Here is a 22,647-nt window from a genome sequence, read left to right as displayed (position 1 = left end):
GCCGATGGTACTGCAGGGGGGACCCTGTGGGAGAGTAGGACACCGCCGGACACCATTCACGATGGCCACCCAGAAATGGGTGGCCATCGCTGTTTAACCACCACCTCGGATCCCCGCTGCTCACTGGAGCGCGGTGCGGGTTAGGGTGGTGCGACGGCTGCGGCCGTCCTCCCCGCCCTCGGGCGGGTCAACTCCACAGAGCATCACCACGACAGGCGAGGAACGCATGGACGACTCAGGATCCGACCGCAACGACCGGGACTCCGGACGTCGTGAAGAGCGGCCGCCTCGCGCCGGCGGCCCCGGCCGCTCCTCGAACGATCGCGGCGGCTCGGGCGATTCCCGCCCCCGCCGCGACGGTGATGCTCGTCCTCCCTATCGTGGCGGTGGCGACTCCCGTCCGCAGCGTGATGGTGACTCGCGTCCTCCGTACCGCGGTGGTGGCGATTCCCGTCCGCAGCGCGACGGAGACTCTCGTCCTCCGTACCGTGGTGGTGGGGACTCTCGTCCGCAGCGTGATGGGGACTCTCGTCCTCCGTACCGTGGCGGTGGGGACTCCCGTCCGCAGCGTGATGGTGACTCCCGTCCTCCGTACCGTGGCGGTGGGGATTCGCGTCCGCAGCGTGATGGGGACTCTCGTCCTCCTTACCGTGGCGGTGGCGATTCGGGTCCGCAGCGCGACGGGGACTCCCGTCCTCCTTACCGTGGCGGTGGGGACTCCCGTCCGCAGCGCGACGGGGACTCCCGTCCTCCTTACCGTGGCGGTGGCGATTCGCGTCCGCAGCGTGATGGGGACTCGCGTCCTCCTTACCGCGGTGGCGGCGACTCTCGTCCGCAGCGTGACAGTGGCTCTCGTCCTCCTTACCGCGGGGGTGGGGATTCCCGTCCTCAGCGGGATGGGGACTCCCGTCCTCCTTACCGTGGCGGTGGGGATTCCCGTCCGCAGCGGGACGGTGACTCGCGTCCTCCCTATCGCGGTGGCGACTCGCGTCCGCAGCGGGACGGTGACTCTCGGCCTCCCTATCGCGGTGGCGAGTCGCGTCCCCAGCGTGACGGGGACTCCCGTCCTCCTTACCGTGGCGGTGGAGATTCGCGTCCGCAGCGTGATGGTGACTCCCGTCCTTCCTACCGTGGTGGTGGCGACTCTCGTCCGCAGCGTGACGGGGACTCGCGTCCGCCGTTCCGCGGTGGATCGCGCGATGGGGGAAGCAGGCCGTGGTCGGACGATCGTCGGGGCGGCGGAGACCGCCAGGGCGACGGACGCGGACGCGAGGGCTTCGGCGGCGGACGCGGCGGCCCCCGCGAGGAGCCGGAGCTCACCGAGGAGGAGCGCGAGCGGCGCTCCCTCCAGTCGGTGCGTCCGCGCCACGACGACCCGGACCTTCCGGACGACGTGCAGGCCAAGGACCTCGACAAGGTCGCCCGCAACGAGCTGCGCACGCTCTCGAAGGACAACGCCGAATGGGTCGCCCGTCACCTGGTGATGGCCGGCCGCCTCCTCGAGGAGGACCCCGAGCTGGCGCACCGCCACGTGCTCTCGGCGGCCCGCCGCGCGGGACGCATCGCCGTTGTCCGCGAGTCGCTGGCCATCTCGGCGTACGCGACGGGCGACTTCGCCCTGGCGCTGCGCGAGCTGCGGACCTTCCGTCGGATCTCCGGCTCGGACGAGCAGGTGCCGCTGATGGTCGACTCCGAGCGCGGCGTGGGCCGGCCCGACAAGGCGCTCGAGCTGGGTCGGTCGATCGACCGCACCACGCTGAGCCCCGGCGCGCAGGTGTCGCTGGCCATCGCCATGTCCGGCGCCCGCCTCGACCTCGGGCAGGCGGAGCTCGCTCTCATGGAGCTCGAGATCCCGCAGCTGGACCCGGACCGCGCGTTCTCGTACAGCCCGGATCTCTTCGCCGCCTACTCGCTCGTCCTCGAGGAGGTCGGCCGCTCCGAGGAGGCGGCCGAGTGGCAGCGTCGCGCTGACATCGCGGCGCAGGCCGTCTTCGCGGCCGAGGGCGGCGGTGACGACGAGACGATCGAGGTGATCGAGGAGGAGCACGAGTCGGCGGAGGCCGAGTCCGCTCCCGATCGCGTTGAGGAAGGGACCGCGGTCGACGACGCGGACGACTACCTGGACGACGAGGACGGCCCGACCGCCGGCGACGACGCGGACGAGGACGAGGTCCACCGGACTGTGTCCGAGGAGATCGACGACGACGACGACGCGGACGCGGACGACGCCGATGCGAGCGCTGACGCCGAGGCCGACCTCGTCGACACGGACGAGCCGACCTTCGCGGACGAGTCCCTCGAGTCCGACGATCTCGCCGAGACGGACGCGGACGAGGCTCTCGACTCGGCCGAGCCGACCGCCGACCAGTCGGTCGAACCCGCCGACACCACCGAGGAGGACGCCGATGTTCCGCAGCAGCAGGACTGAGCCCACCCCGCTCGACGGCCGCGACTCCGTCCTGGCCGACCTCGACGGGGTCGTCTACAAGGGTGCCGACGCGATCCCCTTCGCGGTGGAGAGCCTCAACCGAGCGGCCGAGACGCTGCGGGTCGGCTACATCACCAACAACGCCTCGCGCACGGACGCCTCCGTCGCCGGGCACCTCTCCGAGCTGGGGCTGAGCGTCCGGCCCGGGGACGTCGTCACCTCCCCGCAGGCGGCGGTCGTGCTGCTCGCCGACCTGGTCCCGGCCGGCTCGACGATCCTCGTCGTCGGGGCGGAGGGCCTCACCTCCGAGGTCGAGCGCGCCGGGTTCACCGTGACGCGCAGCGCGGAGGACTCGCCGGCGGCGGTCATCCAGGGCTTCGCGCCCACGGTCGGCTGGGAGCAGCTGGCCGAGGCCTCGTTCGCGCTCCACACGGGGATCCCGTGGGTCGCGACGAACACCGACTGGACGATCCCCGTCGCGCGCGGCATCGCCCCGGGCAACGGGACCCTCGTCTCGGCCGTGCACACCGCGGTCGGCCGACTCCCGGTCGTCGCGGGCAAGCCCGAGCGGGCCATCTTCGACGCGGCGACCGCGCGCTTCGGCTCGACGAACCCGCTGTTCCTCGGCGACCGGCTCGACACCGACATCGCCGGCGCGAACGGCGCCGACATGGAGAGCGCCCATGTGCTCACCGGGATCGACCGGGCCAAGCAGCTCCTCGCCGCGGAGCCCAAGCTCCGGCCGACGTACATCCTCGGCGACCTGCGCGAGCTGCACCTGCCCTACCCGGCGACGACGGTCTCGCGGAACGGCACGCACGCCGTCCGCGGCGCCAAGGTCCGCCTCGACGGCGATTCCGTGGTGATCGTGGACGCCGGCGACGACGCGACCGATCTGCTCCGGGCCGCCTGCTCGGTGATCTGGTCGTCCGGCCGCGCGATCTACGGCCTCGACGTGCCGGAGTCGCTCTACAGCTGAGCCTGCTCGGCGGGCTCCCGGCGTCCCTCGCGGCGCAGGAGCCCGTCGAGCCGGCCGGCCAGACCGACCGCGACGATCGCGATCAGCGCGGCGTACGAGAAGGTCGCGGCGAAGACCCCGGTCCCGGCCCCGATCAGGCCGGTGACCGCCGCCGCGAGGAGGCCCGTCAGCGCGAGGGAGACCGAGGCGCCGGTCGAGTCGGCGATCTGCAGGGCCGAGCTGTTGAAGCCCTCCCGGCCCGGAGCGGAGAGCGCGAGCGTCATCGTCCCCATCCGCGGGAACATCGTGCCCATGCCGCCGCCGGCCAGGAACCAGCCCACGCCCGCGACGATCGGGCTGAGGGCGAGCACGGTGACGAGCAGCACGACTCCGATGCCGGCGAGCACGAGCGACGTGCCGAGCCGCATCGCTCCGCCGTGGCTGAGGCGGGTACCCGGGCGTCCCTGGATGTTCGAGCCGAGAGCCCAGGAGACGGCGCCCGCGGTGAGCATGGCGCCCGAGAGCCAGGGCGGCAGGCCGTACTGCTCCGAGAGCAGCAGCGGCAGGTAGACCTCGGTGCCGAAGAACGCGGCGGCGACGAGGGCGCGGAGGAGGATCACCGACGGCAGGACGCCCCGGGCGCGCAGCGTGCCGGCGGGCAGGAGCGCGCGAACCGCCACGACCACGACCACCACAGCGGCCGCGGCCAGGAGCCCGGCGAGGTCGGGCGCGAGCTCGGCGCTCGTGCTCAGCACGACGACTCCGGCCGAGACGACCACGGCGCGGGCGATGCGGCCCACGGCCCGGCGGTCGAAGGGGAGGCGCTCGCGCGGCTCGAGCGAGCGGAGCGTCGGCGCGATCGCAGCGCTCGCGAGGGCCACCAGGGCGACGACTCCGAAGAAGACCCAGTGCCAGCTCGCGAGCTCGGCGACGACTCCGGCCACCAGCGGCCCCACCAGCGACGGCACGACCCAGGCCGCGGCGAAGGCGCCGAAGATCCTCGGATGCAGCTCGCTCGGGTAGACCCGCGCGACGAGCACGTAGAGGGTGACGGTGATCCCTCCGCTGCCCAGCCCCTGCAGCAGGCGGGCCGCCACGAAGACCGGCATCGACTGCGCGGCACCCGCGGCGACGAGACCCAGGGTGAAGAGCAGGATCGCGACCACGAGCGACGGCGTCGGGCCGCGGCGGTCGGCCGAGGAGCCGGCCGCGACCATCCCGACCACGGCGGCGGCGAGCGTCGCCGCGAAGGCCAGGGGGTAGAGGGCGCGGCCGTCGAGGTCGGCGCTGACGATCGGCATGATCGTCGTCACGGCGAGCGACTCGAACGCGCAGAGGAAGACGAGGCTCGTCGTTCCGATGGTCGTCAGGAGGAGGGGAGCCGAGGTGACGCCGCGGCGATCACGAGAACGCACCTGCTCAACAGTACGCCGAGCGCAGAGCCGGTCAGCGGTAGACGGCCCAGTCGTCCTTCGCGAGCACCGTCGGGGTGCCCTCGATCTCGACCAGCCAGCCGCGGTCGTCGCGCTCGAGGTAGCGCCCCTGCACGATCTCGGGGGCCCAGCCGCCGTCGCGGGACGAGATCCAGCGGACGAAGCGGACGGTGCCTCCGCGCCGGAACAGTGTGCCGTTGTGGTCGCTCATGCGGGGATCTTCTTCACGGAGAGGTCGTCGGGCGACGAGGTTTCGGGGAGGAGGTGGAGGCCGAGGCGGCCGTTCGAGGCGTTCGAGAGCTCGCGCAGCCAGTGCGGGTTCAGCTCGATCGCGGCGGTGCCGTCGTACTCGTAGCGGGTGGGGATGCCGGGGTGGAGCCACAGTTCGGACCGGCGGCCCTCGGCGTCCTCGATCGTCAGGAGGAAGCCCTCGCCGCGGCGGAACCGCGAGGTGATCACGGTCTGGAGGTGGGCCAGGGCGCGGTCCTCGAAGGAGTGCGAGCTGGCGGGTGCGCCGTAGAGCAGTCGTCCCATCGCGCGCACCTCCTCACCGTCGGCGGCGCACGGAAGGCGTGCCGCACCGTCGACACTAGGTATTGCTAAGTCGGTTGACTAACAGTCTCGGCGCCGACTGCGCTTTCGGGACACACGCCGTCCGATCGCCGGAGAAGTGGTTCGATGGGGGCAGCGAGTTCCCGTCCGGGGCGCCTGCCGCTCGGAAGGTGCACCTCGATGGACGCTCGGCCAGACCTGTTCGCTCTGCTCGCGCGATTGCGCACGGCGGAGCGCGACTACGACGGCCGCGTGGAGCGCCGCCTGGGCATAGGCGCCACGGATCTCGCGGCCCTGCGGCTGATCGGGGTCGGGGAGCGGCGCGACGAGATCGTCCGCGCCGTCGACCTGTCCGCGGCCCTGTCGATCACGACGGCGGCCGTCTCCCTCCTCGTCGACCGCCTCGCCCGCGCCGGCTACGTGGACCGCACTCCCGACCCGTCCGACGGCCGCGGCCGCATCCTCTGCCTGACGGAGCGCGCGCAGAAGGCCATCGTCGGCACCGACGACCCGACCTACGAGCAGATCCGCGCGATGGTCGCGAAGGTGCCCGAATCGGAGGCCGCGACCGTCGCGGTGCTGCTCGACGGCCTCAGCCGCATCCTCGAGGGGCAGCCGCCGCCCGAGCTCGTCGACTGATCAGCGCTGCAGCGTGGCGCTCGGCGACTCGCCGAACCGCTCCGCGTAGGCCGCGCTGAAGCGGCCCGCGTTCCCGAAGCCCCAGTGCCGGGCGACGGCGGCGACCGTCGTCCCGAGGGGCGGACTCACGGCGAGCTCCTCCCGGGCGCGGTCGAGCCGCACCAGGCGCAGGTAGGCGATCGGGCGCATCCCGAGCACCCGCTGGAACGCGGACTGCAGGCCCCGGACGGTCAGGCCCGACGCCGCCGCCATCTCGGCGGGGCCGATCGGCTCGCTGCAGTGGGCGTGCACGTACTCGACGGCCGTGCGGATCCGTGCGTTCCGGGGGGCGAGGAGCTCGGGCGGGACCGGAGCGGACTCCGGAGGGTAGAGGTCGAGCAGCGCGGAGGCCGTGGCACGGGTGAGCTCGTCCCAGAGCAGCGGCTCGACGCGCTCGCTGCGCAGCGCGCGGGCGGAGTCGGCGACGGCCGTGCGCCAGCGGCGGATCGCCGCGGCGTCGGGGCGGTGCTCGGAGTCGAAGACGAGGGAGCCGACGAGGCCGCGCTCGGCGGCGACCCGGTCGACGACTCCCCGGTCGAGGTGCACCAGGCGCTGGTCGAAGTCGACGTAATCGAAGGCGAACGGCCGACCGACGGGGAAGAGGACGGGACGGTTCTCCTCCATCGCGATCGAGGCGCGGCCGACATCGATCCGGGCGGAGCCGCCGACGATCCACTGCACGACGACGTCGTCCGAGTCGCCCACGCCGCCCGCGAGGCGCCCGGACATCCGCGAGGTGCGGAGGGTCATCCCGCCGTCGCCGATGGCGGCGTAGCGGTAGCTGAAGTCGGCCGCGGTGGTGGCGGCGCGCCATTCGTCGCCGTTGTAGAGCCGCGCGAGGCTGTGCCGCGCCTCGTCCGGATCCTCGCCGCGGGCCTCCAGCCGGACGCGAGGGTGGTGATCGTCCACAGGTCGTTCCGGTGCCTCAGCGCGTGAGGCGCTCGATGAGCTCGCGGTAGCGCGCGGCCGTGCGCTCGACGATCTCGGACGGGAGGGTCGGCGGGAGGCCCTGGCCGTCCCAGTTGTCGGAGAGCCAGTCGCGCACGATCTGCTTGTCGAACGAGCGGCCGCGGATGCCGGCGTCGTAGTCGTCGGCGTCCCAGTAGCGGGAGGAGTCGCTCGTGAGGACCTCGTCGCCGAGGGTGACGACTCCGGTCCCGCGGTCGACCCCGAACTCGAACTTCGTATCGGCCAGCAGCACGCCGCGGGCCAGGGCGATGGTGGACGCCTCGCGGAAGACCGCGAGCGAGAGGGTGCGCAGCGCCTCCGCGGCCTCCTCCCCGACGATCTCGACCGTGCGCTCGAAGGTGATGTTCTCGTCGTGCTCGCCCTGCGGGGCCTTCCACGCGGGGGTGTAGATCGGCTCGGGGAGTGCGTCGCCGTCCTGGAGGCCCTCGGGGAGCGGGACGCCGCAGACGGAGCCCGTCTCCCGGTACTCCTTCCAGCCGCTGCCGGAGAGGTAGCCGCGCACGACGCACTCGATCGGGAACATGTCGAGCGTCTTCACCAGCATCGACCGGCCGCGGACCGCCTCGGGGATGTCGCCGGGGATCAGGTGGTTGGGGACGTCGGAGAGCTGCGCGAACCACCAGAGGGAGAGCGTGGTCAGCAGCTCGCCCTTGCCGGGGATCCCGGGCTCGAGGACCGCGTCGTACGCGCTGACCCGGTCGCTGGCGACGACGAGCATGCGGTCGGCGCCGAGCACGGGGTCGGCGTCGTCGGGGGTGTAGAGGTCGCGCACCTTGCCGGAGTAGGCGTGCTGCCAGCCGGGCAGCGGCGCCGTGGTGTCGAAGGACAGGGAGTCGTCGCGGGTCACCGCACCATTCTCCCCGATCCGGGAAGCCTCGCGGCTCCTGAAGACCTCCTGTGTCCTGGCGGATCGGGGCTGTCAAGCACGCGCGGCCGCCGATCCCGCGCGCCTAGCGTCGAGACATGACTTCGCAGAACGACCAGACTCCGCAGAACGACCAGTACACGTTCCAAGACCCGACCGCGATGTTCGCCGACATCGACACGGAGGCCCAGTACCAGGAGGGCTCCGGCCTCGACTCGAAGATGGACGACCCCGCCGACCGCGGCGAGTCGACCTACCGCGGCTCCGGCCGCCTGACCGGGCGCAAGGCGCTCGTCACCGGAGGCGACTCGGGCATCGGCGCGGCCGTCGCCATCGCCTACGCCCGCGAGGGCGCCGACGTCGCGATCGTCTACCTCCCCGAGGAGGAGTCGGACGCGAAGAAGGTCGTCGCGCTGATCGAGGAGGCCGGCCGCACCGCCGTCGCCATCCCCGGCGACATCACCGACCACGACTTCGCGGTGGGCGCCGTCGCGAAGGCCGTCGAGGGCCTGGGCGGACTCGACATCCTCGTCAACAACGCGGGCAAGCAGCAGCACGTCGAGGACTTCCTCGAGCTCTCGGACGAGCAGTTCGACGAGACCTTCAAGACCAACGTTTACGCGATGTTCTGGATGACGAAGGCGGCCGTGCCGCACCTCGCCCCGGGCTCCGCGATCATCAGCACCTCGTCGATCCAGGCCTACCAGCCGTCGCCGATGCTGGTCGACTACGCCAGCACGAAGGCCACGATCAACACGTTCTCGAAGGCGCTCGCGCAGCAGCTCGCGCCCAAGGGCATCCGCGTGAACGTCGTCGCCCCGGGCCCGATCTGGACGCCGCTGCAGACCGCGGGCGGCCAGCCGTCCGACAAGCTGCCCGAGGTCGGCTCGCAGACGCCGCTCGGACGCTGGGGCCAGCCGGCCGAGCTCGCTCCCGCCTACGTGTTCCTCGCCTCCCCGGAGTCGAGCTACGTCGTCGGCGAGACGCTGCACGTCAACGGCGGCATGCCCACGCCGTAACACTCGGCGCTCACGGCGGGCCCGGTCGCGGAGCGGAGGAACCTCTTCCGCGCCGTGGCGGGGCCCGCCGTTTTGGTTGTCGTAACAATCGACTGCTGTGCAGGTTCGTGCGCGAGAGTCGGTGCATGACCGATTCCCTGCCGATCCTCGACCTGTCCCGCCTCGACCGGGGGGAGGCGGAGGCCGCCGCCTTCCGCCGCGACCTCCGGGAGACCACGCACGACGTGGGCTTCTTCTACCTCGTCGGCCACGGCGTGCCACAGGACCTCCTCGACGACGTCGTCGCCGTCTCCCGCCGCTTCTTCGACCTGCCGGAGGAGGAGAAGCTCGCGATCGAGAACACCCTCAGCCCGCAGTTCCGCGGCTACACCCGCTTCGGCGCCGAGCTCACCAACGGCGACGTCGACTACCGCGAGCAGGTCGACATCGGCATCGACCGACCGGCCGTTCCCGCCGGGCCCGGCGTCGCCGACTACGAGCGCCTCGAGGGGCCGAACCTCTGGCCCGAGGCGCTGCCGGAGTTCCGCGAGGTCTTCGAGCGCTGGCACGCGGAGCTCGCTGCGGTCGCCATCCGGCTGCTGCGCACCTGGGCCGTCGCACTCGACGCCCCGGAGGACGTGTTCGACGAGGCGTTCGCCGAGCGGCCGTTCTCGCTGGTGAAGGTCGTCCGCTACCCGGGCACCTCCGACCCGGAGCCCAAGCAGGGCGTGGGCGCGCACCGCGACGGCGGCGTGCTGACGCTGCTGCTGGTCGAGCCCGGCAAGGGCGGCCTGCAGGTCGAGCACGACGGCTCGTGGATCGAGGCACCCGCGATGGAGGGCGCGTTCGTCGTCAACATCGGCGAGATGCTGGAGCTCGCCACGGGCGGCTACCTCAAGGCCACGCTGCACCGCGTGATCTCGCCGCTGATCGGAACGGACCGGATCTCGATCCCGTTCTTCTTCAATCCCGCGCTCTCGGCCACCATGCCCTCGCTCCCGCTGCCCGAGGAGCTCAAGTCCGGCCTCTCGGTCGACCCGACGAACGCGCCGATCCTCGAGACCTACGGCGAGAACGCGCTGCGCTACCGCCTCCGGGCCCACCCGAACGTGGCGGCCGCCCACCACGCGGACCTGCTCGCTCCCACCGTCTGACCCGGGAACGACGAAGGGCCCCCTCCCGCGCGAGCGCAGGAGGGGGCCCTTCGTCGTCAGTGCGTCAGCAGCGCGCGGCGGCGACGGGGACCGTCGCGGTGAACGCGGGCTGGCCGGTCGCCGATCCGGTCACCGTCACCGTGCCGGCCGGCATCGAGGCCAGGCGGGTGGTGAAGGCGGCGGAGGCGGACGAGCCGGGAGCGACCGCGGTGAACGACTTCGAGCCGTAGGCCGAGGTGATCGTGACGTCCGCGGCAGCGGTGTCGGTGTTCTTCACGGTCGCGGTGAGCACGATCTTGCCGGCGACGCAGCGCGTGGCGACGGCGGGGACGAGCTCGAGGGTGTCCAGCGGGACGGCGGCCGAGACCGACGTGCGCACCAGCTTGTCCGCGTACCCGGTGTAGGAGGCCGTGACGGCGGTCACGCCCGCCGGGACCGAGACGCTCGCCGAGCCGCCGGAGAGCGGGACGGTCGAGGTCCACGAGCCGCCGGTGAAGGTGACCGAGCCGACGACGTCGCCCTTGTCGGCCGCCGCGACCGTCGCCGTGACCGTGCGGCCGTCGGCGGTGAGGATCGTGGTGGAGTCGACGGCGGTGACGCCGGTCCAGTTCTTCATGGCGGTGAGGACCGTCTGCGGGACGCTCACGAACGCACCGTGCCGCGGGCTGGCCGGGAGGCCGGCGCGGCTCTTGGGCGAGACGTTCCAGTCGGCCGACTGCGAGAGGCGGTTCGTCTGCGAGCTGCCGGCGATGGCCGCTCCGGAGGTGATGAAGGCCTTGTAGCCGCCGTCGCCGTAGTTGTCGACGAGGAACGCGTAGCCGTCGCCCGCGCCGGTGGTGTCGTTCGGGTCGCCCGCGTTCAGCTTGATGATCTCGGGTCCCTCACCGGCCTGGCCGGTCTCGAGCGAGGTCATCCGGGTGTCGGTGAGCTGCCAGGTGGTGTTCGGGTCGGCACTCCAGTTCGAGGAGGTCGTCCCGGCGGTCAGGACCTTCGACTTCTCGAGGAAGATGTCCTTTCCGGCCTCGAGGGTGCCGGCGGCGCCGCCCTCCTCGTTCTTGGTGAAGCGGTAGTAGTAGTCGCCGATCTTCGTGATCGTCGAGTCGATCCGCGCGTAGCCGGTGTCCTGCCAGGTGGCGGGAGGAGCGGTGAAGGTGCGGAAGTCGCGGGTGATCACGGAGAAGACGCGGGAGTAGAGCTTGTCGTTGTTGGTCTTCGTCGCGTCGGAGTAGAGGCGCGAGGAGAAGAACACGACGTAGGACTGCAGGGCGTCGTCCCAGTACGACTCGGGCGCCCAGGTCATTCCGGCGGCCGGCTGGTTCACCGTGATGCCGGTGTCGGCGCCGTTGGTGCGGGTCCACTGCACCAGGTCGGTCGACTCCCAGACCTCGATCTTCAGGCTGCCCTTGGACTGGGCGTCGCCCCAGCCGGTGCCGCAGGAGATGCAGAGGTCGGTGGCGACCATGTAGTACTTGTCGCCGTTGTGCGAGCGGAGGATGAACGGGTCGCGCAGGCCCTTCGTGTCGGTCGTCGAGGTGATGACCGCCTTCCCGCCGTTGACCGGCGAGAAGGTGAAGAAGTCGTTGCCCGAGGTCGCGGCCTGGTAGATCTTCTCGTCGCCGTCCGACTTGAAGTACGCCGAGGCGTAGCCCGCGTCGGGAGCGGTGCGGCCGAGCTCGGCGACCGTCAGCGTGAAGGCGCGCGTCTCGGCGACGCCGTTGAGGGTGGCCGTCGCGGTGAGGGTGACGGTCCTGTCTCCGGAGCCGTAGGCCGGCCGGGTGACGACGCCGCCGCCGCGGTAGGGGTCGGCCGCGCCGACCGCCGGAGCCGCGTAGGAGGTGTTCGTCGGAGTGACGAGGGCCGGGTCCGAGGAGGTCCAGGTGATGTCGGTGCCGTTCCGGGCGCCCTTCACTGCGAGGGGGAGGTTCTCGGTGGTGCGCGTGGCGAGCTTCAGCGCGTCGAGGTCGTCGTTGATGCTCGGGGCGAGCACGACCACCTCGAAGGCGATCGTCGCGCCCTGGGCGGTGGTCGCCGTCAGGGTGACCGGGGTGTTCTGCGCGATCGAGCGCGAGACGACGCCGGTGGCCGAGACGACCGCGCTGTTCGAGGAGGTCCAGGTGAGCGGGACGCCGCTGCTGGAGGCGGGTAGCGTCAGGTTCGAGGAGACCTGGGTCAGCGACGGGTTGCCGGCCAGCAGGACGGGCTGGATGTCCGAGCGCAGCAGGGCGGAGGTCGCGGACGCCTTCGCCGTGGCGGTCGGCATGCTCGAGGCGACCTGCTCGGCGGTGAGGGAGGTGTCCCAGAACTTCACGTCGGTGACGTCGGCGGTCACGAGCGCGTCGCCGGAGTAGAGCGAGCGGCCGAGGTAGCCGAGAGTGGACCCGGTCGGCACGATGCTCGCCATCGACTTCGTGGTGTTCGCCGTCGAGATCTGCGTGCCGTCGCGGTAGAGGGTCAGCACGGTGCTCGACCCCGTGCCGGTGCCGACGAGCGTGAGGGTCGTGAACCCGGGGTTCAGCGTGCCGCCGAACGGCATGCGGGTCTCGCCGTTGTTGGTGGGCTCCTTGACGCGGATGCCCGCGAGGACCTGTCCGCTGGGCGAGCCGTCGGGGTTGCGCGGGTTCACGAAGACGTGGTTGCCGAGCTGCGTGGTGTTCCACGGGCCGACGCCGTCGCCGATGACCCAGCCGAACTGGTTGGCGGTGGTCTGCGTCTTCACCGTGTACTCGACGGCGAAGGCGTTGTCGGCTCCGGTGACCAGGCCCTGGGGGAGGCTCGCGTAGCCGTCGTTCTTGAACCGGGCGACCTGGTCGCCGCTGGCGTTCGCGAAGGACGCGTCGGTGAGGCCGGTCAGGGTGGCGTTGCGTCCGTTGCCCGAGATGTCGAGCAGGGCCGAGCCGGCGTGCGACATGTCGTAGTGCGCGGTGGGCGCCGGGACGTCGACGGCCTGCGCCGAGACGGGGACGAGAGCGCCGGTGAGGGCGACGCTCGTGCAGGCGAGAGCGGAGAGGAAGAGGGATCGCACGCGGCGCCGAGGCGCGGCGGCAGGGGGCTCCGGGGAGCGTCGTCTCATCGTCGAGACCTTTCCTTCAGGGGAGGGATGCGTCGAGCCGAGGGGACCGACGCGTGTGTTCACGTTAACGTGTGAGCCGCCTCAGAGCCATGGGGGAATTGCTCCGGCGTCGGGAGCGAACCATGCGCCAGGGGCACGCCTCGGCGCAAGACCTGCACCCCCGAGCGCCCAGGGCGTAGCGTGAGCCCACCGCATCCTGGCCCCCGGTGACGGAACCATGCCCATCCGCCTGCCCTGCGAGGACTTGACCATGACGACGCTCTTCCACACCGGTGGCTCCCTCTCCCTCGACGACGCGACCGCCGACGCCGTCGTCCGCTACTCGCTCGCGCTCGCGCAGCGGCACCGGATGAGCACGGTCAGCGTCGCCGACGACTCGGCCCCCTCCTCCGTCGTGACGCTCACCGTCGGGCTCGGCGTCCCCCTGGTGGTCGCAGGGGCCGGTAGCGCAGCGGCGGAGTCGAGCACCGAGATCCTCGAGCGCCTCGACGCGCTCGACAGTGCGGGCGGACCGGTGCCCGCCTCGGACGTCGACCCCCGCGCGACGTGGGAGCTCGAGAACGAGTACTGAGCTCTGAGCCGCGGCGCCGCCGGCGCGGATCCGCCCCGCTCCTGCTCCGCGCGCGCGGAGCGTCAGCGCCGGTAGTCGCGGATGATCTCCTGGGCGAGCGTCGTGATCGGGGTCGACGTCGCTCGCGCGCGGACCCGCAGCACCTCGAAGGCCTGCTCGACCGTGGTGCGGTGGGCGTAGGCGAGGATCCCCTTCGCCTGCTCGATCAGCACCCGGCTGTCGAGGGCGTGCTGCAGCTGCTCCTGAGTGACCGTGCTCTGCTGGAGCGCGCGCTGATGCAGGATCCCGATCGTCGCGACGTCGGCGAACGCCTGCACGACCGCGATGTCGTCCGGATCGAGCCGCCCCGGCCGGGCCTGGAAGAGGTTGAGGGAGCCGATCGTCGTCCCCGCCGAGCGCATCGGCACGCAGTGCGCCGAGAGCACGTCGAGCTCGACCGCCAGCGTCCGGAACTCCGCCCACTCCTCGCCCACGGCGCGGGCGTCCTCGACGATCACCGGCCGCCCGGTCTCGAAGCACTGGATGCACGGGCCCGACCCGCTGTCGAGCTGGAGCAGCTCGATCAGCCGGGTGTCCTCGTCCGTGGAGGCGAGCACCTCGAGGGAGCCGGAGGAGTCGGCGAGGACGAGCCCCGCCGAGACGGCGTCGAAGAGGGTCGCGCTGCTCTCCACGAGGGTCTGCGTGAAGTCGACGACGTCGTAGTCGTCGACCAGCGTGTCGGAGAGGGCGACGAACGTCTGGATGACGCTGCGCTCGCGGGAGTTCGTCACCATGTGTCGTCCTGGGCGGTGAGAGGGCGGTCGGGGAACCCGTCGTGCCGGGCCACGATGCCGGAGGCGACATCGACGACGGAGCGCTGCTGGGCGAAGGCGTGGGCGCGCAGCAGCAGCTGCGCCTCCTCGGCCGTGCTGCCGTAGCGCGCGATGATCATGCCGGTCGCCTGGTGCACCACGCGTCGCGAGCGCGGATTCGTGCTCTCCTCGACCTCGTTGTCGCGCAGCACCGCGGCAAGCACCAGCAGCGCCGTCGCGGTGGTCGAGGCGCTGATCCGGCCGAGGAGGGAGTCGCTGAGCGACGTGGGGCGGCGGGAGTAGAGGTCGACCGCGCCGATCGAGAGCCCCGCGATCGAGAGCGGGAAGGCGAAGACCGCGCGCACCGCCGTGGGGCCGATCGCCTCGGTGAAGAGCGGCCAGCGCTCCTCCGCGCCGGTGTCCGGCACCGAGACGGGGCCGGCAGCGCGGATCGCCTCCCAGCACGGGCCCTCGCCGAGGTCGATCTGGATCTCGTCCAGCCGGCTCGCGGTGCTGTCGCTCGCGGCGACGGTCTCGCCGCCGAAGGGGCTGCCGAGCGTGGAGATCGCGACGCCGTCGATCGGATACCCGCGCAAATACGGGTCGCAGAGAGCGTCGGAGTCGGTCACCGCGCCCATTTTAGCCGTCGGCTCCGCTCGGAGCGACGCTCCGCCGGACCGGCGGGGACCACGACGCGGTGACGCGCGGGAGCCCGCCTGGCTGCGCTGCCCGGGCGCACGAGGCGACGGCCCGTGAAGCGGCTCGTCGGGCGCGGACGGTGCATGGTGCGGGGCGACGGGAGCCGGAGGACGGCGGCCTGCACGGCGACGGAGCGGCTCAGGCCGGGGTCGATCGAGCCGGGACGCTCGAGGGCGGCGATGAGGTCGTCGAGGACGGCGAAGGCGGGATCTGTCATCACGGCTCCTGGCCGGGTGTCCGCGGCCGTTGTCGTGCGCCGAGGCGCGGGAGGTGTCGATCGGGTGTCGCCGTGCGGGGTCCGCGCACGACGTCGACGAGGTCCTGCACGACGGTACGGGGCGCGGATCGACCGGACGACGTGGTTGACCTCCCCGAGGTCCGCCGCTACTCGTGCTCTGCGTTGAGCTCGTCGAAGTCGTTCGTGATGATCGACAGCGGGGTGTACGGCGTGATGAGGAGGAGCGCCGGGTTCGCGCGACCCTCGCCGTAGTTGACGGTCAGCCACTGCGGGGTCGGGGAGGCCAGGGCGGCCTCGACCTCGGCGCGGAACTCGTCGAGGCTCCTGTTGTTGACGGTGTAGGCGGTGCCGTTGTAGATCAGGTCGATGCGCTTCACAGCTGGTCGCCCTTCGCCGGGGGACGCACCGGTTCGGCGGGTTCCGAGATCACGTACAGCCCGCCCGCGGAGTTCGCGAGGTCGGTGAGCGCGGAGATCCAGGCGGGGTTGATGCGGGGCATCCGGCCGCCGAAGTACTTGTAGCGGAGCGCGTGGGAGGGGTGGATCCAGATCGCGCTGCGGCCGTCGCCCATGCTGTGGTCGTCGCGCCAGCTGAGCAGGAACGACTCGTTGCGCCGCAGCTTCGCGGTGATGACGATCTGCAGGTGCGCGAGCACGCGGTCCTCGAAATCGATCTCGACGGTCCCGTCGTAGTGCAGCTTCCCCATCGGCGTCTCCAGCCCCTGATCTCCGGCCGGCAGGCGCCCGCCGTTGCCACCACCCTTCCGCAGACCGGAGGGATCCGACAACCCGGCCTGCCATTCTCTGCTCGATCTGTCCAGGTCTTCCGTCAGCGGCGGTCCTCTGTCAACCTCCTCCCTCCACGCAGCCGGCGCTGCCGAGCATGGACGGCATGAAGCACATCCTCTTCGCCGACAAGACGATCCTCGTGGGGGACGAGGCGGCCGACGCGCTCGTCGAGTACGCCGTCGCCCTCGCCGCGAAAGGCGCGGCCGACACCGTCGAGTACACGGGGATCGGCGCGGACGGCGGGACGGTCGACGCCACCTTCCTCGTGAACGCCGCGGCCGCCCTCATCGTCGAGACCACGCCGAGCGACCTGCCCGAACCGGACAACGCGGCGGAGGTGGCACGGCTGCGCGAGCGGATCGACGCGCTCACCGGCGAGCATCCCGTGCAACCCGGCGACGGCGAGCTGACCAGTGGTGCCGACTACGAGGACTCCTACGAGCAGTGAGTGGTTCCCCGTGGTGCGCGTCCGGGCGCGACCGGCGTCCGCTACCACTGCGAGGCTCCGCAGTGAACCCCCTGATCGGCTGAGGGGAGGCGGACGTACCGTGGCCCTGCGGGTCGCCGACGACACGATCACCGGTCGACCGCTACGGGCACGGCCGCGGGTCGGCCGGGGAGGACGGACACCATGACCGGAGACCATCCCTTCTGGGTGCGCCTCGCGCGCAAGGAGCCGCAGTGCGCCATCGTGCGCGGCCGGGTCTTCGAGATCGGCGCCCCCGACGAGCGGGACGGCGCCTTCCTCCTCACGGTCTGGGAGAAGGGGCGGCCCGTCGGGCACGTCCTGAACGTGGATCCGCCCGCCTACAAGCCGTGCGGACCCGGGCACCCGGTCGAGCCGCAGCGGGTCGACGGGGTCGAGGAGCTGCTCGAGCTCCTGGTGCCCCAGCGCACCCGGCTCGCGGCGCACGGCTGACGCCGCTCCCGTCCGCGGGGGCCGCCCGAGTCCTGTGCACCGGGAGCGGGGCGAGCGCTGAGCACCCGCTGACGGACGCCCGGGACGGGGGAGTCGTGCGGCCGGGCGGCGGCTGGCATCCTGACCTCGGTGCGACGAGCGCGCCCGCGAGGGGGAGCCCGATGAGCACCACCGAGGACGTCGACGACGGGACCGCTGAGTTCGGGTACCGCCCCTCCCTCACCCGCGGCATCGGCCGCTTCGGCAGCTTCGCCGCGGGCGTGAGCTACATCTCGATCCTGACCGGCACGTTCCAGCTCTTCTCCTTCGGCTTCGCGCTCGGCGGTCCCGCCTACTGGTGGTCCTGGCCGATCGTGTTCACCGGGCAGCTCATGGTCGCGCTGTGCTTCGCCGAGCTCGCCGCCCGCTACCCGGTCGCGGGCTCCGTCTACAACTGGAGCAAGCGCCTCGCCGGGCCGACGGTGAGCTGGCTGGCGGGCTGGCTGATGGCCACCGCGTCCGTGGTCACGCTCGCGGCCGTCGTGCTGGCGTACCAGGCGACGCTCCCGCAGATCTGGAGCGGGTTCCAGCTCGGCGGCTCCGCGGGGGTGAGCGCGGTGGTCTGGGGAGCGCTGCTGATCGCGTTCACCACCGCGGTCAACGCGCGCGGCGTGCGGCTGATGGCCCGGATCAACAGCGTCGGCGTGCTGATCGAGCTCGTCGCGGCGGTGCTGCTGGTGGCGGTGCTCGCGGTGAACGTGGTGCATCCGCCGACCGTGCTGCTCGACACCAGCGGCTACGGCGGGAGCACGCCGGGCGGGTACGCCGGCGCGTTCCTCATCGCCGCGATCGCGTCGGCGTACGTGATGTACGGGTTCGACACCGCGGGCTCGCTCGGCGAGGAGACGGTCGATCCGCGCCGGACCGCGCCGACGGCGATCCTGCGGGCGGTGACCGCCTCCTTCGTCCTCGGCGGCCTCATCCTGCTGCTGGGGATCCTCTCGGCGCCCGACCTCGCCGACCCGGCGCTCGGGCAGGCGTCGGGCGGGCTGCAGCGGATCGTGCTGCAGGTGCTCGGCGGCCCCCTCGGATCGGTCCTCCTGCTCTGCGTGGTCGTCGCGATCACGGTGTGCGCGCTGGCGGTGCACACGGCGGCCATCCGACTGATCTTCGCGATGGCCCGCGACAACGCCCTGCCCGGCAGCCGCGTGCTCGCCCGCGTCGACCCGCGGCGCGGGACACCGGTGGCGCCGGCGCTGGTCGTGGGGGTGCTCGCGGTGCTGATCCTGGTCGTGAACATCGGGACGCCGGCGATCTTCACGGCCGTGACGAGCGTGGCGGTCATCCTGATCTACCTCGCCTACCTGCTGGTGACGGTGCCGCTGCTGATCGCCCGGCTCCGCGGCCGGTGGCCCGCAGCCGCGCCCGGGCGCTTCTCGCTCGGCCGCGCGGGCCTGCCGGTGAACGTCGTCGCGGTGCTCTGGGGCGCGGCGATGACGGTCGACCTCGCGTGGCCGCGCGTCGAGGTCTACGGGGAGGAGCTGCGCTGGAGCGCGGTCGTCGTGATCGCCGCGGTCGTCGGGATCGGCCTGGCCTGGTTCCTCCTCCGCGGCCGGCACCGCCTCGGCACCCTGCCCGCGCACGCGCTCCCCTCGCCGCCGCCGCAGGGCTGAGTCGCACGAGAAGGCCCGTTCTCGAGGGGGCAGGACGATCCTTTCCGGGCGGCTCGGCGGCGGCACCGGGAGGAGGATGGGGGAGCGGGTGCTCGGCCGAGCGCCGCGGGAAGGAGCGCGCGTGCGGAACCGCCTGGCGACTCCGTCCCTGCTCGCGCACGCCGTGCTCATCCAGGCCGTCGCGTTCCTGCTCCGGCCGGCCGCCGTCTACCAGGCGATCCGGCTCGACGTGCCGGCCTGGGCGCTCGGGGCGCTCGGCGCCTCGTTCGCGCTGGTGCCGCTGCTGATCGCGCTGCCGGTGGGCGGGCTGGTCGACCGGGTCGGCGCCCGGGCCGTGATGGCCGTCGGCTCGCTCGTCGCGGTGGGAGCGGCCGCGGTGCTGCTCCTGGCGGGCGGGAGCGTCGCGGGGCTGCTCCTCGGCATCGCCCTGCTCGGCGCGGGGCACCTGGGCTGCGTGGTCGGGCAGCAGACCGTCGTCGCGGGCGGCACCGGAGGGACGCGGCTCGACAGCCGATTCGGCTACTACACGTTCGCCGCGTCGCTCGGGCAGGCGATCGGGCCCGCATTCATCCCGGTGCTCGCGGGCGGCTCGGTGCGGCCCGACCCGGCGCCGCTGTTCCTCGTGGGCGGGATCCTCGCGGTGCTGCTGCTCGTCTCGACGGCGGGGATCCGCAGCCCGTCCCCGCGCGGACCCGCGGCGGAGGGGGCGGCGGCTCCGGGCTCGACGCTCGGTCTCCTCCGGGTGCCGGGCCTCGCGCGCGCCCTGCTGACCAGCGCGACCGTCGTCGCCGCCGTCGACCTGACCGTCGTCTACCTCCCCGCCCTCGGCGCCGAGCGCGGGCTCCCGGCCGGCGTCGTCGGAGCCCTGCTCACCGTGCGCGCGCTCGCGTCGATGGCCTCGCGGCTCCTCCTCGGCGCGGCCACCGCCCGGCTCGGGCGCACCCGGGTGATGGTGGGCGGCATCCTGATCTCGGCGCTCTGCCTGGTGCTGGTCGCCCTGCCCGCGCCGACCGTGCTCCTCTTCGTCGCGGTCGTCGCCCTCGGCCTGGGCCTCGGGATCGGCCAGCCCATCACGATGTCCTGGCTGATCGAGCGCACCCCCGCCGACCGCCACGGCCGCGCCCTCGCGCTGCGCCTGGCCGGGAACCGCCTCGGGCTGATCGCCCTGCCCAGCCTGCTCGGCGTCCTCGCGGCGGCGGCCGGAGCCGGCGGTGTCCTCATCGGCACCGGTGCCGCGGTCGGCGCGACCCTCCTCCTGCTGCGCGGGGTGCGCCTGGACTGAGGTGCCGGGGGCGCAGCGGATCGCCGGCGCGCGCCGCGTTCCCGGGCATCTCCGTGGGAAGACCGGAGGATCAGCTGCCCGGCTCCTCCACGCGGACGTCCTCGGCGGCCTTGTCGGCGCGCCAGCCGCGCCAGACCGGCTGGCGGAGGGTGCCGGAGGCGGTGCGCTCGCGGTAGCGGACCTCGCCGACCAGGACGGGCGACACCCAGTGCACGCCGCGCGACTCGAGCGGAGGGACGGAGACGGCGGGCTCCTCGGTGGCGTGCTCGGCCAGGCGGTCGACCAGTCCGCGGCGCTCGCGGTCGCTGAAGCCGGTGCCCACACGGCCGGAGTACGCGAGCCCGTCCTCGCCTGGGATCGCGGTCAGCAGCGCCCCGACCGACCCCTGCAGGCCGCCCTCGCCCTCGCGCCAGCCCACGATCACGACCTCCTGCAGCCGGTGGTGGGTGAGCTTGATCCAGTCGCGCGAGCGGCTGCCCTCCTGGTAGCGCGAGTCGCGGCGCTTAGCGACCACGCCCTCGAGGCCGAGGGTGCGGCTGGTGGCCATCGCCTCCTCCAGGTCGCCGTCGAACACGGATGGGACGTGCACGCGCTCGTTCTCGGCGACCAGCTCGACCAGTGCCGAGCGACGGGTGTCGTAGTCGCTCCCGGTCAGGTCCTCTCCTGCGCGCTCGAGCAGGTCGAAGACCATCAGGTGCACCGGAGTGGACCGGGCGGCCGCCTCGATCTCGCGCGGCTTCGTCAGCCCGCCGCGGGTCTGCAGGGCGCCGAAGTCGGGGCGCCCGCGAGCGTCGAGGGCGACGATCTCGCCGTCGAGCACGGCGTCGGCGGCGGCCTCGGCGAGCGGGGCGAGCAGGTCGGGGAACGCCGCGGTCAGGTCGTTGCCGTTGCGGCTCGTGAGGGTCGCGGTGCCGCCCTGCACCCGCACGAGAGCGCGGTAGCCGTCCCACTTCATCTCGATCGCGGCCCCCGGGTCCACGTCGCCGCGGCGTCCGGCCGTGGCGAGCATGGGGCGGTGGCGGCGCGGAGGGGAGTCCTCGGCCGGGCGGTCTGCGGAGGGTGCGGGGCGGGGAGCGGGCGACGCGGCGGACGCGGCCGCCCGGCCCCGTCGCTGCGTCCCGTGCCCGTGAGCGGGACCCGGCGCCATCAGGTGCAGGAGCCAGTTCTTCTCGGCGCCCTCCCTCGAGCCCGTGTGCAGCAGGGCGTAGCGTCGGGGCTCGCCGCCGAGCCCGCCGTCGGGGCGGCCGGTCAGCACCGCGATCACCTCCTTCCCCTCGCGCCACTTCTCGAGCGCGTAGGTGCCCTCGTCCCAGATGCGCACCTCGCCGCCGCCGTACTCGCCGGCCGGGATCGTGCCCTCGAAGGTCGCGTACTCGAGGGGGTGGTCCTCGGTCTGCACCGCGAGCCGGTTCGGGTCGCCCTCCAGCGGCGGGCCCTTCGGCACCGCCCAGCTGACCAGGACGCCGTCGTGCTCGAGCCGGAAGTCGTAGTGCAGGCGCCGCGCGTGGTGCTCCTGGATGACGAAGGAGTCGCCCGAGGAGGAGCCCGCGGACCCCGCCTCGGGCACCGGCTCCGGCGTCCTCGACGCGTCGCGCATGCTGCGGTAGGTCGCCAGGCGGTCGGAGGAGGCGTCCGTCGCGGCGAAGCCCGCCATCCGCTCCGGGGTCGGCTCGAGCCCGGCACCCCGGGCGGCGAGCAGCGGGCGGAGGAGGTCGCCGTCGCTCCGCAGCCGCTCCACCACCTCGTCGGGCGACAGGTGGCGCAGGTTGTCGGCACCCAGCTCCTCCCACGTGCGGGGCGCGGCGGCGGCCGGCCGGAGGCGCCCCCGGAGGGAGTAGGGGGCGATGGTCGTCTTCGCCGCGCTGTTCTGGCTCCAGTCGACGAGGACCTTGCCCTCGCGCAGGGTCTTCTTCATGTCCGAGACGACGAGGTCGCGGTGGTCCGACTCGAGCACGCGCGCCAGCTCGTGCGCGACCGCCGAGATCTGGTCGCTGGAGGCGGAGGCGTCCAGTGGGCAGTAGAGGTGGATCCCCTTGCTCCCACTGGTCACCGGCAGCGGAGCCAGCCCCATCCCCTCCAGGAGGTCGCGGGCGAGGAACGCGACCTCGGCGCACTCGGCGAGGCCCGCCCCCTCGCCCGGGTCGAGGTCGAGCACGAGGCGGTCGGGCGGACGGCGCTCGCCGTCGGAGCCCACCCGCCACTGCGGGACGTGCAGCTCGAGCGCCGCCTGCTGCGCCAGCCAGGTGAGCCCGGCGACGTCGTCGACCAGCGGGTACTCGACGTCGCGCGACGAGTGCGCGAGCCGGGTCCGGCTCAGCCAGTAGGGGGCGGAGGAGGGGAGGTTCTTCTCGACGAAGACCTCGCCCGGATGCTCGGCGGTGCCCACTCCGTCGACCCAGCGCTTCCGGGTGACCGGGCGGCGCGCGAGATGGGGCAGCATCGCGGAGGCGACGGAGGCGTAGTAGGAGAGCACATCGGCTTTGGTGAAGCCCGTCTCCGGGTAGACGACCTTGTCGAGGTTCGTCAGCCGCAGCCTCCGCCCGCCGACCGAGACGATCTGCTGCGAGGCGGCCATCCCCCCATGGTGGAGGCAGGTGCGCGC

At 72.8% G+C, this 22,647-nt stretch carries 22 protein-coding genes; 10 read left to right on the top strand and 12 right to left on the bottom strand.

The window, feature by feature from the left end; all coding sequences use genetic code 11:
- Positions 1-1,354: 1,354 nt before the first annotated feature.
- Together C5C54_RS18355 and C5C54_RS12225 are read left to right on the top strand one after the other, a co-directional pair.
- Positions 1,355-2,428: a hypothetical protein gene (locus C5C54_RS18355; RefSeq protein ID WP_258063319.1), complete on the top strand. Its 1,074-nt coding sequence runs from the start codon at positions 1,355-1,357 to the stop codon at positions 2,426-2,428.
- Entirely contained in the window at positions 2,406-3,407 is a 1,002-nt protein-coding gene (locus C5C54_RS12225) for an HAD-IIA family hydrolase (RefSeq protein WP_104288449.1), read from the top strand. The genes C5C54_RS18355 and C5C54_RS12225 overlap by 23 nt, the downstream gene beginning before the upstream one ends.
- Here C5C54_RS12225 and C5C54_RS12220 read toward each other — a convergent pair.
- From C5C54_RS12220 to C5C54_RS12210, 3 genes are read right to left on the bottom strand one after another with little or no spacing between them, the layout of a single operon-like run.
- Positions 3,398-4,801 (bottom strand): MFS transporter, encoded by a 1,404-nt coding sequence (locus C5C54_RS12220; protein WP_104269343.1) that lies wholly within the window; start codon positions 4,799-4,801, stop codon positions 3,398-3,400. The two genes, C5C54_RS12225 and C5C54_RS12220, sit on opposite strands and share 10 nt — an antisense overlap.
- A gap of 31 nt (positions 4,802-4,832) precedes the next feature.
- A complete protein-coding gene (locus C5C54_RS12215; protein WP_068256013.1) occupies positions 4,833-5,030 on the bottom strand; it encodes a hypothetical protein in 198 nt (65 codons plus the stop codon).
- Positions 5,027-5,353 (bottom strand): hypothetical protein, encoded by a 327-nt coding sequence (locus C5C54_RS12210; RefSeq protein ID WP_104223794.1) that lies wholly within the window; start codon positions 5,351-5,353, stop codon positions 5,027-5,029. The genes C5C54_RS12215 and C5C54_RS12210 overlap by 4 nt, the downstream gene beginning before the upstream one ends.
- A 198-nt stretch (positions 5,354-5,551) precedes the next feature.
- On the opposite strand from C5C54_RS12210, the gene C5C54_RS12205 reads away from it, so the two are divergent.
- On the top strand, positions 5,552-6,010 hold the full coding sequence (locus tag C5C54_RS12205) for a MarR family winged helix-turn-helix transcriptional regulator (protein WP_104326055.1): 459 nt from the start codon (positions 5,552-5,554) through the stop codon (positions 6,008-6,010).
- Here C5C54_RS12205 and C5C54_RS12200 read toward each other — a convergent pair whose 3' ends face one another.
- Positions 6,011-6,958 (bottom strand): helix-turn-helix domain-containing protein, encoded by a 948-nt coding sequence (locus tag C5C54_RS12200; protein ID WP_104288448.1) that lies wholly within the window; start codon positions 6,956-6,958, stop codon positions 6,011-6,013.
- 16 nt (positions 6,959-6,974) lie between these two features.
- The gene (locus C5C54_RS12195) at positions 6,975-7,865 is read right to left on the bottom strand and encodes a phosphoribosylaminoimidazolesuccinocarboxamide synthase (RefSeq protein WP_258063318.1); all 891 of its coding nucleotides are present in this window, start codon (positions 7,863-7,865) and stop codon (positions 6,975-6,977) included.
- A 116-nt stretch (positions 7,866-7,981) separates the two neighbouring features.
- Between C5C54_RS12195 and C5C54_RS12190 the strand changes: the two genes are divergently transcribed.
- Together C5C54_RS12190 and C5C54_RS12185 are read left to right on the top strand one after the other, a co-directional pair.
- On the top strand, positions 7,982-8,902 hold the full coding sequence (locus C5C54_RS12190; protein ID WP_104223791.1) for a glucose 1-dehydrogenase: 921 nt from the start codon (positions 7,982-7,984) through the stop codon (positions 8,900-8,902).
- Positions 8,903-9,027: 125 nt separating this feature from the next.
- Entirely contained in the window at positions 9,028-10,035 is a 1,008-nt protein-coding gene (locus tag C5C54_RS12185) for an isopenicillin N synthase family oxygenase (RefSeq protein WP_104233812.1), read from the top strand.
- Between the two features lie 64 nt (positions 10,036-10,099).
- Here C5C54_RS12185 and C5C54_RS12180 read toward each other — a convergent pair whose 3' ends face one another.
- A complete protein-coding gene (locus C5C54_RS12180; RefSeq protein WP_258063317.1) occupies positions 10,100-13,057 on the bottom strand; it encodes an immunoglobulin-like domain-containing protein in 2,958 nt (985 codons plus the stop codon).
- 298 nt (positions 13,058-13,355) lie between these two features.
- Between C5C54_RS12180 and C5C54_RS12175 the strand changes: the two genes are divergently transcribed.
- Positions 13,356-13,676 carry a hypothetical protein gene (locus tag C5C54_RS12175; protein WP_104223789.1) on the top strand — a complete coding sequence of 107 codons (321 nt, stop codon included), beginning with the start codon at positions 13,356-13,358 and terminating at the stop codon, positions 13,674-13,676.
- Between the two features lie 62 nt (positions 13,677-13,738).
- On the opposite strand, the gene C5C54_RS12170 is transcribed toward C5C54_RS12175, so the two are convergent.
- From C5C54_RS12170 to C5C54_RS12150, 5 genes are all read right to left on the bottom strand, one after another.
- Positions 13,739-14,449, bottom strand: a complete 711-nt coding sequence (locus tag C5C54_RS12170; protein WP_104260835.1) for a GAF and ANTAR domain-containing protein — start codon at positions 14,447-14,449, stop codon at positions 13,739-13,741.
- The gene (locus C5C54_RS12165; RefSeq protein ID WP_104351715.1) at positions 14,443-15,096 is read right to left on the bottom strand and encodes a GAF and ANTAR domain-containing protein; all 654 of its coding nucleotides are present in this window, start codon (positions 15,094-15,096) and stop codon (positions 14,443-14,445) included. The genes C5C54_RS12170 and C5C54_RS12165 overlap by 7 nt, the downstream gene beginning before the upstream one ends.
- Positions 15,093-15,383 carry a hypothetical protein gene (locus C5C54_RS12160; RefSeq protein WP_104233816.1) on the bottom strand — a complete coding sequence of 97 codons (291 nt, stop codon included), beginning with the start codon at positions 15,381-15,383 and terminating at the stop codon, positions 15,093-15,095. The genes C5C54_RS12165 and C5C54_RS12160 overlap by 4 nt, the downstream gene beginning before the upstream one ends.
- Before the next feature lie 167 nt (positions 15,384-15,550).
- Positions 15,551-15,781, bottom strand: a complete 231-nt coding sequence (locus C5C54_RS12155) for a hypothetical protein (protein ID WP_104250777.1) — start codon at positions 15,779-15,781, stop codon at positions 15,551-15,553.
- Positions 15,778-16,110 carry an ATP-dependent DNA ligase gene (locus C5C54_RS12150; RefSeq protein ID WP_104223784.1) on the bottom strand — a complete coding sequence of 111 codons (333 nt, stop codon included), beginning with the start codon at positions 16,108-16,110 and terminating at the stop codon, positions 15,778-15,780. The genes C5C54_RS12155 and C5C54_RS12150 overlap by 4 nt, the downstream gene beginning before the upstream one ends.
- A 185-nt stretch (positions 16,111-16,295) precedes the next feature.
- Between C5C54_RS12150 and C5C54_RS12145 the strand changes: the two genes are divergently transcribed.
- From C5C54_RS12145 to C5C54_RS12130, 4 genes are all read left to right on the top strand, one after another.
- On the top strand, positions 16,296-16,640 hold the full coding sequence (locus tag C5C54_RS12145; protein WP_104226802.1) for a hypothetical protein: 345 nt from the start codon (positions 16,296-16,298) through the stop codon (positions 16,638-16,640).
- A 183-nt stretch (positions 16,641-16,823) separates the two neighbouring features.
- Complete coding sequence (locus tag C5C54_RS12140; protein WP_104223782.1) at positions 16,824-17,111, top strand: hypothetical protein; 288 nt, start codon at positions 16,824-16,826, stop codon at positions 17,109-17,111.
- A gap of 161 nt (positions 17,112-17,272) precedes the next feature.
- A complete protein-coding gene (locus C5C54_RS12135; protein ID WP_104260839.1) occupies positions 17,273-18,763 on the top strand; it encodes an APC family permease in 1,491 nt (496 codons plus the stop codon).
- A 121-nt stretch (positions 18,764-18,884) separates the two neighbouring features.
- A complete protein-coding gene (locus C5C54_RS12130) occupies positions 18,885-20,045 on the top strand; it encodes an MFS transporter (protein WP_258063316.1) in 1,161 nt (386 codons plus the stop codon).
- A gap of 70 nt (positions 20,046-20,115) precedes the next feature.
- Here C5C54_RS12130 and C5C54_RS12125 read toward each other — a convergent pair whose 3' ends face one another.
- Positions 20,116-22,620, bottom strand: coding sequence for an ATP-dependent DNA ligase (locus C5C54_RS12125; protein WP_104288446.1), 2,505 nt, complete (start codon positions 22,618-22,620; stop codon positions 20,116-20,118).
- Between the last annotated feature and the right edge of the window lie 27 nt (positions 22,621-22,647).

Origin of the sequence: Rathayibacter sp. AY1F2, from assembly GCF_002930885.1 — a bacterium.
In the GTDB taxonomy this organism is placed as follows: Bacteria; Actinomycetota; Actinomycetes; order Actinomycetales; family Microbacteriaceae; genus Rathayibacter.
Note: the sequence above shows the minus strand (reverse complement) of the source record. Positions and strands in the feature narration are given on the sequence as shown.

Excerpts from the sequence above, each read along its gene's own strand:
- C5C54_RS12135 (WP_104260839.1), top strand. The coding sequence starts at position 17,273 with ATGAGCACCACCGAGGACGTCGACGACGGGACCGCTGAGTTCGGGTAC.
- C5C54_RS12145 (WP_104226802.1), top strand. The coding sequence starts at position 16,296 with ATGAAGCACATCCTCTTCGCCGACAAGACGATCCTCGTGGGGGACGAG.
- C5C54_RS12210 (WP_104223794.1), bottom strand. The coding sequence starts at position 5,353 with ATGGGACGACTGCTCTACGGCGCACCCGCCAGCTCGCACTCCTTCGAG.
- C5C54_RS12175 (WP_104223789.1), top strand. The coding sequence starts at position 13,356 with ATGACGACGCTCTTCCACACCGGTGGCTCCCTCTCCCTCGACGACGCG.
- C5C54_RS12140 (WP_104223782.1), top strand. The coding sequence starts at position 16,824 with ATGACCGGAGACCATCCCTTCTGGGTGCGCCTCGCGCGCAAGGAGCCG.
- C5C54_RS12205 (WP_104326055.1), top strand. The coding sequence starts at position 5,552 with ATGGACGCTCGGCCAGACCTGTTCGCTCTGCTCGCGCGATTGCGCACG.
- C5C54_RS12160 (WP_104233816.1), bottom strand. The coding sequence starts at position 15,383 with ATGACAGATCCCGCCTTCGCCGTCCTCGACGACCTCATCGCCGCCCTC.
- C5C54_RS12225 (WP_104288449.1), top strand. The coding sequence starts at position 2,406 with ATGTTCCGCAGCAGCAGGACTGAGCCCACCCCGCTCGACGGCCGCGAC.
- C5C54_RS12125 (WP_104288446.1), bottom strand. The coding sequence starts at position 22,620 with ATGGCCGCCTCGCAGCAGATCGTCTCGGTCGGCGGGCGGAGGCTGCGG.
- C5C54_RS12185 (WP_104233812.1), top strand. The coding sequence starts at position 9,028 with ATGACCGATTCCCTGCCGATCCTCGACCTGTCCCGCCTCGACCGGGGG.
- C5C54_RS12170 (WP_104260835.1), bottom strand. The coding sequence starts at position 14,449 with ATGGTGACGAACTCCCGCGAGCGCAGCGTCATCCAGACGTTCGTCGCC.
- C5C54_RS12215 (WP_068256013.1), bottom strand. The coding sequence starts at position 5,030 with ATGAGCGACCACAACGGCACACTGTTCCGGCGCGGAGGCACCGTCCGC.
- C5C54_RS12190 (WP_104223791.1), top strand. The coding sequence starts at position 7,982 with ATGACTTCGCAGAACGACCAGACTCCGCAGAACGACCAGTACACGTTC.
- C5C54_RS12150 (WP_104223784.1), bottom strand. The coding sequence starts at position 16,110 with ATGGGGAAGCTGCACTACGACGGGACCGTCGAGATCGATTTCGAGGAC.